The sequence below is a fragment of the Pseudomonas sp. FG29 genome, from assembly GCF_057809355.1.
In genome coordinates, this window is record NZ_JBMDJU010000047.1 from 1 (window position 1) to 11023 (window position 11023).

8 protein-coding genes are annotated in these 11023 nt (G+C 62.0%); all 8 read right to left on the reverse strand.

Translation table 11 applies throughout. The annotated features are described in order from the left end of the window. Positions 1-176: 176 nt before the first annotated feature. Positions 177-1133 (reverse strand): heme o synthase, encoded by a 957-nt coding sequence (cyoE, locus tag ACODS1_RS23985; protein WP_322979325.1) that lies wholly within the window; start codon positions 1131-1133, stop codon positions 177-179. Then, complete coding sequence (gene cyoD / locus ACODS1_RS23990; protein ID WP_143510363.1) at positions 1133-1468, reverse strand: cytochrome o ubiquinol oxidase subunit IV; 336 nt, start codon at positions 1466-1468, stop codon at positions 1133-1135. The genes cyoE and cyoD overlap by 1 nt, the downstream gene beginning before the upstream one ends. Then, positions 1469-2098, reverse strand: coding sequence for a cytochrome o ubiquinol oxidase subunit III (gene cyoC / locus ACODS1_RS23995; protein ID WP_322979326.1), 630 nt, complete (start codon positions 2096-2098; stop codon positions 1469-1471). Positions 2099-2100: 2 nt separating this feature from the next. Next, on the reverse strand, positions 2101-4089 hold the full coding sequence (gene cyoB, locus ACODS1_RS24000) for a cytochrome o ubiquinol oxidase subunit I (protein WP_322979335.1): 1989 nt from the start codon (positions 4087-4089) through the stop codon (positions 2101-2103). A 2-nt stretch (positions 4090-4091) separates the two neighbouring features. Then, positions 4092-5009 (reverse strand): ubiquinol oxidase subunit II, encoded by a 918-nt coding sequence (gene cyoA, locus ACODS1_RS24005; protein ID WP_322979327.1) that lies wholly within the window; start codon positions 5007-5009, stop codon positions 4092-4094. Between the two features lie 929 nt (positions 5010-5938). Then, positions 5939-6514: a DUF6436 domain-containing protein gene (locus tag ACODS1_RS24010; protein ID WP_489087625.1), complete on the reverse strand. Its 576-nt coding sequence runs from the start codon at positions 6512-6514 to the stop codon at positions 5939-5941. After that, complete coding sequence (locus ACODS1_RS24015) at positions 6511-6780, reverse strand: hypothetical protein (protein WP_061243263.1); 270 nt, start codon at positions 6778-6780, stop codon at positions 6511-6513. The genes ACODS1_RS24010 and ACODS1_RS24015 overlap by 4 nt, the downstream gene beginning before the upstream one ends. A 99-nt stretch (positions 6781-6879) precedes the next feature. Continuing rightward, positions 6880-10896 carry an ATP-dependent RNA helicase HrpA gene (hrpA, locus tag ACODS1_RS24020; protein ID WP_489087626.1) on the reverse strand — a complete coding sequence of 1339 codons (4017 nt, stop codon included), beginning with the start codon at positions 10894-10896 and terminating at the stop codon, positions 6880-6882. Positions 10897-11023: the final 127 nt, after the last annotated feature.

The following is an 11023-nucleotide window of genomic DNA, read 5'->3' on the forward strand; positions in this document are numbered from 1 at the left end:
CGGGTGCCTTGTGCTCAAGAGCGACTTGAGCAAAAACAAAATACAAGGGTGGATCACGCTTCATCGATCCACCGGATGGTGGATGTGCAAAGCGACATCCATCCTACGTCCCGAACACCGTGGGAGGCGCTTCAGCGGCGACAAGCGCGGCCAAAGCCCCTCCCACAGTGCCGAGGTCAGATACCGGCGACCACTGCGCAGATGCCCTGCGCGCTGCCGGCGAACTGGCTGCACAGGTGATTGATGGAGGTCACCAATACCTGTTCGGGCGAGGAGATGAAATCCACCGACATCATCACGCTGAGCATGGTGATGGTGACGATGGAGAAGGTGAACAGCTTGCGCGCCCACACTCGATCATCGGCGGCCTTGTAGCCCGACACGCCCATCCACAGCCAGTAGGCACCGCTCAGCGCGGCGACCACGAAGTAGCTGTAACCGGCGTAGCCACTGAGCGTCAGCATCAGGGTCGCGACCACGAAGGCGGCGATGTACAGCACGATCTGCCGCTTGGCAGCCGAGATCCCCTTGATGACGGGCAGCACCGGGATGTTCGCGGCCTGGTAGTCATTGAAACGGAAGATGGCGATGGCATAGGAATGCGGCATCTGCCACAGGCTGAAGATCAACAACAAGATGGCGGCGCCAGCGTCGAACTCGTTGCTCACCGCGCAGTAGCCGACCACGGGCGGAGCCGCCCCGGACAGGCTGCCGACCAGGGTGCCGTACACCGAGCCACGCTTGAGCCACAGGCTGTAGAGGCCGACGTAGACCACGAAGCCCATGAGCACCAGCATCACCGCCAGGGTGTTGGTGGCGGCGTACAGCAGTGCCACCCCCGCTACCCCGAGCACGCAGGCATAGACGATGGCGTGCACAGGGGACACCAGCCCCTGCGCCAGAACGCGATTGCGCGTCCGCTCCATCTTCTGGTCGATGTCCCTATCGATGTAGTTGTTGAACACGCAGCCTGAGGCGATCACCAACGAAACCCCGAGCGCTGTCGCAAGGTACAGCGCCAGGTTCGCATCGCCGCGCGAAGCCAGGAAGAAACCACCCGTCACGGAAATCAGATTCCCGAAGACGATGCCCGGCTTGGCGAGGTTGAGGTACTGCTTCAGGAGCGCCAGCATCAGTTGATCATCATGTGATAGTGCATGCTCCACATGATCCAGACCGACAGGCCCACCACGAACGCGATGATCAACACGGTGAAGATCATCGAAATCACGTTCCAGCGGCCTTCCTCGTCCGTTTTCAAGTGCAGGAAATACACGAGGTGAACAAGAACCTGTACCAGACCGAACAGCACCACGGTGATCAGGGTCGCGCCACGGCTCAGACCCAGCACTTCAGGGTGCATGACCAGGGCGAAGGGAATCACGGTGAGGATCACCGACAGGATGAAACCGGTCAGGTAGTCCTTGAAGCCCACGGCGTGAGCGGCGTGATTGTCTTGGTGAGCCATTTACAGCACCCCCATCAGGTAGACGACGGTAAACACGCAGATCCACACCACGTCGAGGAAGTGCCAGAACAGGCTGAGCAGCCCCACGCGGGTCTTGTTGGTGTCGGTCAGGCCACGGCTGCCAACCTGGAACATCAGCACCAGCATCCACAGCAGGCCGGCACTGACGTGCAGACCGTGGGTGCCAACCAGGGTGAAGAACGCCGACCAGTAAGCGCTGGTCTGCGGGCCGGCACCTTCGTGGATCAGGTGGCGGAACTCATACAGCTCGATGCTGATGAAGGCCACGCCGAACAGGAAGGTGATGCCCAGCCAGCGCAGTACGGCACCCTTGTCGCCACGGTAAGTGGCGAGCATGGCCATGCCATAGGTGATACTGGAGAACAGCAGGGCAAAGGTTTCCACCAGCACCAGGTGCAGGCCGCCGCCGAGCATTTCCTTCGCGGTGGGGCCACCGGCGAAGGAGTTGCTCAGCACCGCGAAGGTGGCGAACACCGTGGCGAAGATCAGCAGGTCGGTCATCAGGTAAACCCAGAAGCCGAACAGCTTGATGCCACTGGTGTCGTGGTGGTGCTCATGGCCATCGTGGCCATGAGCGTCATGTGAATAGTGGGGTTCGTAAGCGGTCATGGTTAGGCCTGTACGACTGCGTTGGCTTTGGTTTGATGGTGCGCCTGCTCGATCCGAGCGATCTCTTCAGGCTGCACGTAGTAGTCGATGTCTTCGTCGTAGGAACGCACGATGAAGCTGGCGACAGCGCCGACCAGGCCAACGATGGCAAGCCACCAGATGTGCCAGATCATGGCGAAACCGAACGCGATGATGAAACCTGCCACCACCAGGCCGTTGCCGGTGTTCTTCGGCATGTGGATCGGCTCGTAGTGCTCAGGCGCAGGCATCAGCTCGACACCGTTCTTCTTCGCCTCGTAGAAGGCGTCGATCTTGTCCGCCGTCGGGATGACCGCGAAGTTGTAGAACGGGGGCGGCGAGGAAGTCGCCCATTCCAGGGTACGGCCATCCCACGGGTCGCCGGTCACGTCGCGGTTTTCCTTGCGCTTGACGTAGCTGGTGAGGAACTGCACCACGGTGAAGACGATGCCGATACCGATCAGCACGGCGCCGACCACGGCCACCTGAATCCACGGTACCCAGGCCGGGTTGTCGAAGTGGTTCAGACGACGGGTCATGCCCATGAAACCCAGCACGTACAGCGGCATGAAGGCGAAGTAGAAGCCCAGCAGCCAGCACCAGAAGGAGTAACGGCCGAAGCGGTCGATCAGCTTGTAACCGAAGGCTTTCGGGAACCAGTAGATGATGCCGGCCAGGTAGCCGAACACCGCACCACCGATGATCACGTTATGGAAGTGGGCGATCAGGAACAGGCTGTTGTGCAGCACGAAGTCAGCAGCCGGCACCGCCATCAGCACACCGGTCATACCACCGATGGAGAAGGTCACCAGGAAGCCCAGGGTCATCCAGGTCATGGCGTTCAGTTGCAGACGGCCACGGAAGATGGTGAACAGCCAGGTGAAGATCTTCACCCCGGTCGGGATCGCGATGATCGACGTCATGATGCCGAAGAAGGCGTTGACGCTGGCACCGGAACCCATGGTGAAGAAGTGGTGCAGCCACACCACGAACGACAGCACGCCGATGGCCGCGGTTGCCCACACCATCGAGGCATAGCCGAACAGAGTCTTGCGCGAGAAGGTCGCGACCACTTCGGAGAACACGCCGAACGCCGGCAGGATCAGGATGTACACCTCGGGGTGACCCCAGACCCAGAACAGGTTGGCGTACATCATCGGGTTGCCGCCCAGTTCATTGGTGAAGAAGTGGAAATCCAGGTAGCGGTCGAGCGACAGCATCGCCAGGGTGGCGGTCAGCGGAGGGAAGGCGCCGCAGATCAGCACGCAGGTGACCAGAATGGTCCAGGTGAAGATCGGCATCTTCATCAGGCTCATGCCCGGTGCACGCATCTTGAGGATGGTGGCGATGAAGTTGACCCCGGTCAGGGTCGTACCCAAGCCCGATAGCTGCATGCTCCAGATGTAGTAATCCATCCCCACGCCTGGACTGTACTGAATCCCTGATAACGGCGGATAAGCCACCCAGCCGGTCTTGGCGAACTCGCCCAGACCCAGCGACAGGTTGATCAGCAGCGCGCCACCGACGAACAGCCAGAAGCTCAGCGAGTTCAGGTAGGGGAAGGCCACGTCACGTGCGCCGATCTGCAGCGGCACGACGATGTTCATCAGGCCGGTGACCAGTGGCATGGCCACGAAGATCAGCATGATGATGCCGTGCGCGGTGAAGATCTGGTCGTAGTGCTCGGGCGGCAGGTAGCCCTGGCCGTCACCGTGCGCCATCGCCAGATGGGTACGCATCATGATGGCGTCGGCGAAACCACGCACCAGCATGACCAGGCCGACGAGGATGTACATCACGCCGATTTTCTTGTGGTCCACCGAGGTGAGCCACTCTTTCCACAGGTAGCCCCACTTCTTGAAGTAGGTCAGTGCCGCGAACAGACCCAGACCACCCAGCGCCACGATGGCCAGGGTGATCATGATGATCGGCTCGTGATACGGCACCGCATCCAGAGTCAGTTTTCCAAACATATTCATTCCTGCACCTCCGCTGCTTCGCGCATGGCCGTGCTATGCGAATCTTTCAGGGTCACGTACTGGCCGATCACCTTGTTGAACAGGTTCGGTTCAACCTGGCCGAAGTAACGGATCGGATAGATCGGGTAGCGATGGTTGACCATCTCGCCCGGCTCCCCCACTTGCTTGAAGGTGGCGAAGTCCATGACTTCAGGCGATTGCTTGACCTTGTCGACCCACTGCGCGAAGCCTTCGTCGCTGACCGAGTGAGTGGTGAAGCGCATGGCCGAGAAGCCTTCGCCGCTGAAGTTGCCGGACTGGCCGAAGAACTCACCCTGCTCGTTGGCGATCAGGTTGAGCTGGGTACGCTGGCCGCCCATGGCGTAGATCATGCCGCCCAGTTGCGGGATCGACAGCGCGTTCATCACCGTGTCGGAGGTGATGTGGAAGGTCACCGGGGTCTTCTCCGGGATGACCAGTTCATTGACCACGGCCACGCCTTGATCCGGGTAGATGAACAGCCATTTCCAGTCGAGCGAGACGACTTCGATGTTCAGCGCGGGTTTGTCCGATTCGATCGGGCGATAGGGATCGAGCGAATGCGAGGTTTCCCAGATGATGACCGCCAGAACCGCGACGATGATCAGCGGGACGCCCCAGACGACCAGTTCGATCTTGTGCGAATGTGCCCAGTCGGGCATGTAGGTGGCCTTCTCGTTCGACTCGCGATAACGCCAGCCAAACCAGAAGGTCATGATGATCACGGGAATGACCACGATCAGCATGAGACCAATGGAGATCAGGATGAGGTTGCCCTGCTCGACACCGATCTGCCCTTTCGAGTTGAACAGTGCCCAGTCACATCCACCGAGCGCTGAGAAGGCAATTGCCATCACCAGCCAGCGCACCAAACGATGGTACTTCTCTTCTTTCATGTCACGACCTTCAACTGAGTGATTTCCCACATTCAGGCTTCGGTCGCCGAGCAGCCCACAAGAAGACTGCCCGCAGGTACTCGTAGCTTGAGCATCCATGCAAGCGAAGCGACAGAACAGTGGGATTGCGCGATGTTGAAGGCTACAAGCGCCTCGCACAATTAATTAGCAGCCTACTCATAAGCCCGCTGCGCACCCCTCAGACACATATTTCGCAACATATGCGCAAAGTTTTGAAACACTTGCCGACACGTACCCAGCAAAGAAGCCAAAGGTGCGACAAATGATCACACCCCCGTTTTAGAGCTGTTTGACAGCTAATTGACAGGAATCATTGACTCGTTTTTTTGCTTGAGCAGGAAGGGGGCCATTTCTTGACATCGGCCAGAAATCGACTAGCAGCCTTCGATGATGACGTTGCGGGTTAACCGTGCGAGCAACGGCAGGAGCCACGCCCTCGCGGCGAATCATCGCCCTGCAGTGTGCAACCCGTAGCCCGGATGCAATCCGGGATCAGTGATGCAATCCCCAAAGCATCGCGGCTGAAACGGAATGCCGCCCAGCCGCTCCCACAGGTGTACACCCGTCCCGTAGGAGCGGCTTTAGCCGCGATAGCTCTACCTACCCGAACGATTCGAGAGGCGCCCAGATCGCACCCGTTTCGCGCAATTGCCGCCAGCTGGGATCATCCGAGGACGGTTTTTTGTGGGAACTGTGGAAGGGGCTTCAGCCGCGACAAGCATCGCGGCTAAAGCCCCTCCCACAGGCAACCGCGTAGCCCGGATGCAATCCGGGGGCAATGGTGCAACCCCCAAAGCATCGCGGCTAAAGCCCCTCCTACAGAGCTTGAGTAAACCCGTAGGAGCGGCTGGGCGGCATTCCGTTTCAGCCGCGATGGCCCTACCCAGCCCCACAACCGGCCTACGGCACTACTTCCACGCGCAATAACAGCCCACCGCCAACCCACTGGCCAGCGACACCTGACGCCCCTGGGTCAGGGCATCGAGCACCGGCTCGACGAAGCTGTTGCTGGAGTTGCACACCAACCCCTCGCTGTAAGGCCCGGCATAAGCCAGCTTGCCGTCGCGATCCCAGATCGCCAGGGCCGGGCTGGCCGGCAGCGATTCCATACCCTCGATGCCCGGCAAGGGCTTCATCCGCCCACGCAGGAACGGCGCAAGCTCACCTTTGCTGCCCGGCTTCTGCACGCTATAGAACTCGACATCGGCATTGCGGTGCAGGCCGATCAGGTAGCGCAGGTGCGCGTCGGTTTCCGCGTTGCAGGGGCAGTCCGGATCCCAGAAGTGCACCACGCGAATCGGGCCGGGGCCGGCCAGTTCAGGCGGCAGCTTCAACTCGCCCTGGCCGAAGATAACCGTCTGCTCGGCGTAGGGCCGCAGATAGGCCGCGCCGCTAAACCACCAGATCAACACGATTGCCGCCAACACCACGGCAAAGAAGCCCAGCACAAAGTGCTTGAGCGTCAGGCGGCTGAACACATTCATGGTTTTTCGCCGAACTTGCGCAGGAACTGCTTTTCCATTTCCTGGCAGCTTTCCACAGTGAAGGCACGCTCACTGTCTGCGCCCTTGGTGCGCTCCCAGCAGGCGGCGATGGCCGCACGCTCGCCCGCTTCGATCTCGCCACCCTGTGGGCGGGTAACGAAGTAGATAAAACCGGCGACCAACGAAATGACAAACAACAGCCCCAACACAAACAGCCCCAGGCAGCCACTGCGGCTCAGCCCAGCGTTTTCATCTTTTGCGCTCATGTCTTACTTCAACCTTCACAGTGGAACCCACTTCGAATCGGGCGCCAAGCGCCCTACCCTGCCGCGGCGGCCCGGGCAGTGCAGCCCAGGCCACGCCGATCACGCATCAACCAGCGTCCACTGCTTGTTCAGGCGTTTGTCCGATACCGCCATCTTGGTGCCCAGCTGCTGGGCGAACAGCGACACGCGGTACTCCTCCAGCATCCAGCGATACAGCGTGAGTTGCGGGTCACGCTTGCCTTCCTGGGCATGTTTGGCAGCACGCGCCTTGTACTGTTCCCAGTAGCCTGTGATTTCGCCCGTCCATACGCGGTCACGCTGTACCTGCGCCCCGACCTTGTCCAGGCGCTGCTCGATGGCCTTCAGATAACGCGGGATTTCCTTGAGCCACTCGCCCGGCGTTTCGCGCACGAAGCCGGCATAGACCAGATTGGCCAGTTGCTGCTTGATGTCGTTGAGCGCCATGGCCTGGGCCAGGTCGATCTTGCCCTTGAAGCGCTTCTGCAAGCCATGGTGCAGCTTGAGAACCTCCAGTACCAGACGGGCAATGCGCTCGGCATGCGCCGTCCAGTCGCCGCGCTTGCGTTCAGCCAGTTGCGCCAGCGCCGCACCATCGCGCGGCAGCGTGGCCTCACCTTCGAGGATGCAGGCATCCAGGCTGGCCAGCAGGATGTCCTCGACCAGCGCCTCGACGCGGCCGATATCGCGATACAGCAGGCCCAACTCGGTCAGCCCCGGCAGCTTGCCGCGCAGGAACTTGGCCTGTTCGGCCAGTTGCTGCAACAGCAGGCGTTGCAGCGCACGGCGATGCTGGAAGTCGGCCTCGGCCTGGGTCGGGAAGCGCCCTTCCTTGACCACGCCCGCTTCCTCCACCAACGCCGGATAAACCGTCATGGAAAGCCCGGCGATCTTCTGCTGCGCCTTCTCGGCGACCTCGGCGAAGGCCTTGGCCTCCACCGTTTTCGGCTTCTCGCTCTGCTGCGGAATGGCCAACGCAGCCTGGCTGGCCTCGGCGAAACGTGCGGTCAGCTCGGCCAGGTCGCGGCCTTCACCGAGGAACTTGCCGCGCGCATCCACCACCTCGATGTTCATCTTCAGGTGGTTTTCCAGGCTTTCAGCCGCCTCTGCCCAGGCCTCATCCGATACCCGCGCGCCGGTCATGCGCAAGAGCTCCTGGCCGAGTGCCTGCGGCAACGAACCCTGGCCGAACACCAGCTTGCCCAGCGCCGCGCCGACGAAGTCCGGCACCGGCACGAAGTTCTTGCGTAGCGCCTTGGGCAGGCCACGTACCAGGGCGATGCACTTGGCTTCCAGCAGCCCCGGCACCAGCCATTCCAGGCGCTCGGGCTGCAGTTGCGGCAACAGCGGCGCCGGCACGCGCAGGGTCACACCATCACGCGGATGGTTGGGCTCGAAGTGATAGCTCAGCGGCAGTTGCAGCTCGCCGATGCGCAAGGTGTCCGGGTACTGCGCGGCGGTGACTTCCTTGGCATCGCGGGCCAGTGCGTCTTCCTCGCGCATGATCAGCAGTTGCGCGTCAGCGGCGCTGCCCTTCTTGTACCAGCTCTCGAAACTCGCGGCCTGGTAGATGTCCTGCGGGATGCGCGCCTCGTAGTAGCCGAACAGGGTTTCCTCGTCGGCGAGAATGTCGCGGCGACGCGACTTGGCCTCCAGCTCGTCGAGGCGTTCGAGCAACTGGCGGTTGGCGGTCAGGCAGCGCATGCGGCTGTTGATCTCGCCACGCACCAGCCCCTCGCGAATGAACATCTCGCGCGCCACCGGCGGGTCGATGGGGCCGTAATGCACCGGGCGGCGGCCGACGATGATCATGCCATACAGGGTGACCTGCTCGTACGCCACCACCTGGCCGCGCTTCTTCTCCCAGTGCGGTTCCAGATGGTTCTTCTTCACCAGATGCGCCGCCAGCGGTTCGATCCAGTCCGGTTCGATCTTCGCCACCATGCGGGCGAACAGCTTGGTGGTTTCCACCAGCTCGGCGGCCATGATCCAGTTGGGCTTCTTGCGCCCGATCACACTCGACGGGTGAATCCAGAAACGTCGCTGGCGTGCGCCGAGGTAGTCGCCCTCCTCGGTCTTCTGGCCGATCTGGCTGAGCAGGCCGGCGAGAATCGCCTTGTGCACGGCGGCGTAGTTCTTCGCCCGCACCGCTGCCTCAGTGGCCTCGGCCTGCTGACGGGCGATGGCGTTGACGCGGGTGTCCTTGGTCGGCTGCGGCGTGTTAGCCGTTTGCTCGCCCTGCGCCTCCGAGCGGTTCTGCCCGCCCTTGCCCATCAACTGCAGATCACGGGCGATCAGCACCAGTTGCCGGTGCGCGTCGCGCCATTCACGCAGGCGCATGTAATTGAGGAAGTTCTTCTTGCACCAGGTGCGCAGTGGGTTGCTGCCCAGCTCCTGGCGTTTTTCCTCGAAACCGCGCCACAGGTTGATCAGCGCGGCGAAGTCGGAATCCACATCCTTCCACTGCGCGTGAGCCTGGTCGGCGGCCTGCTGGCGATCCATCGGTCGCTCGCGCGGGTCCTGCACCGACAGCGCGGCGGCGACGATGAGGATTTCCTCCAGGCTGCCCTGCTTGGCGCCTTCCAGCACCATGCGCCCCAGGCGCGGGTCGATGGGCAGGCGCGCCAGTTGCCGGCCGATGGGCGTGAGCTGGCTTTCGCGGTTGACCGCCGACAGCTCCTGCAACAGGTTGAAGCCGTCGCTGATGGCCTTGCCGTCTGGCGGCTCGATAAAGGGGAAGTCCTCGATGCTGCCCAGGCGCAGGTGCAGCATCTGCAGGATCACCGCCGCCAGGTTGGTGCGCAGAATCTCCGGGTCGGTAAATTCCGGGCGGCCGAGAAAATCTTCCTCGCTGTACAGACGAATGCAGATACCCGGCTCGACCCGCCCGCAACGGCCCTTGCGCTGGTTGGCGCTGGCCTGCGACACCGGCTCGATGGGCAGGCGCTGCACCTTGGCGCGGTAGCTGTAGCGGCTGATGCGCGCGGTGCCGCTGTCGATCACGTAGCGGATGCCCGGCACGGTCAGCGAGGTTTCCGCCACGTTGGTGGCCAGCACAATCTTGCGCCCGGCCATGGGTGCGAAAATCTTCTGCTGCTCGGCCGGCGTCAGCCGTGCATACAGCGGCAGCACCTCGGTCAGGCGCAGGTTAGCCTTGCGCAGCACCTCGGCGGCCTCGCGAATCTCGCGCTCGCCGGGCAGGAACACCAGCACATCGCCGGGGCGCTGGCCCACACTGCGCTCGTGCTCGGCGATCTCCTCCAACGCGGCGAGAATGCCTTGGTCGATGGAGAGGTCATCGAGCAGACGCTCGCCCTCCTCGTCCACCTCGGCCGCCAGCGGGCGATACCAGGTTTCCACCGGATAGGTGCGACCGGACACCTCGATGATCGGCGCGTCGTTGAAGTGTTTGCTGAACCGTTCCAGATCGATGGTCGCCGAGGTGATGATCAGCTTCAGATCCGGGCGACGCGGCAGCAGGGTCTTCAGGTAGCCGAGCAGGAAGTCGATGTTTAGCGAACGCTCGTGCGCCTCGTCGACAATGATCGTGTCGTACTTTTCCAGAAAGCGGTCGTGCTGGGTTTCGGCGAGCAGGATGCCGTCGGTCATCAGCTTGATCAGCGTGCCATCCTTGCTCTGATCCTCGAAGCGCACCTGATAGCCGACCAGCTCGCCCAGCGGCGTGCCGATCTCCTCGGCCACACGTGTCGCCACACTGCGCGCCGCCAGCCGACGCGGCTGAGTATGACCGATCAGCCCATGCACGCCCCGACCGATTTCCAGGCAGATCTTCGGCAACTGGGTGGTCTTGCCCGAACCGGTCTCACCGGCGATCACCACCACCTGGCTTTTCTCCAGCGCCGCCTTGATCTCGTCGCGCTTGGCGGCAATCGGCAGCATATCGTCGTAGCGCATCGTCGGGATGCTGCTGCGCCGCGCCGCCACCTTGTCGCTGGACGCCTGAAAACGCTCCAGCCACTGCGCCAGCTTGGCCTCATCGGGGTGCTTCTGCAGCTCATGCAGTTGCCGACGCAAACGATGGCGCTCGGCGATCATGACGTGGTCGAGGTTCTTCTGCAGCGTGGCGAGGTCAGTCATCTGGATCGGGGCAATCAGGGCAAAGGCGGGATTGTCGCAGATTCGAGCCATGCCTGCTGCCGGGAGAGCGCGTGTAGATACTGTTATTTGACGCAAGCGACATGGAGTTCGGGGTCGAACTTTCGCC

Excerpts from the sequence above, each read along its gene's own strand:
- cyoE (WP_322979325.1), bottom strand. The coding sequence starts at position 1,133 with ATGCTGGCGCTCCTGAAGCAGTACCTCAACCTCGCCAAGCCGGGCATC.
- cyoD (WP_143510363.1), bottom strand. The coding sequence starts at position 1,468 with ATGGCTCACCAAGACAATCACGCCGCTCACGCCGTGGGCTTCAAGGAC.
- cyoC (WP_322979326.1), bottom strand. The coding sequence starts at position 2,098 with ATGACCGCTTACGAACCCCACTATTCACATGACGCTCATGGCCACGAT.
- cyoB (WP_322979335.1), bottom strand. The coding sequence starts at position 4,089 with ATGTTTGGAAAACTGACTCTGGATGCGGTGCCGTATCACGAGCCGATC.
- cyoA (WP_322979327.1), bottom strand. The coding sequence starts at position 5,009 with ATGAAAGAAGAGAAGTACCATCGTTTGGTGCGCTGGCTGGTGATGGCA.
- ACODS1_RS24010 (WP_489087625.1), bottom strand. The coding sequence starts at position 6,514 with ATGAATGTGTTCAGCCGCCTGACGCTCAAGCACTTTGTGCTGGGCTTC.
- ACODS1_RS24015 (WP_061243263.1), bottom strand. The coding sequence starts at position 6,780 with ATGAGCGCAAAAGATGAAAACGCTGGGCTGAGCCGCAGTGGCTGCCTG.
- hrpA (WP_489087626.1), bottom strand. The coding sequence starts at position 10,896 with ATGACTGACCTCGCCACGCTGCAGAAGAACCTCGACCACGTCATGATC.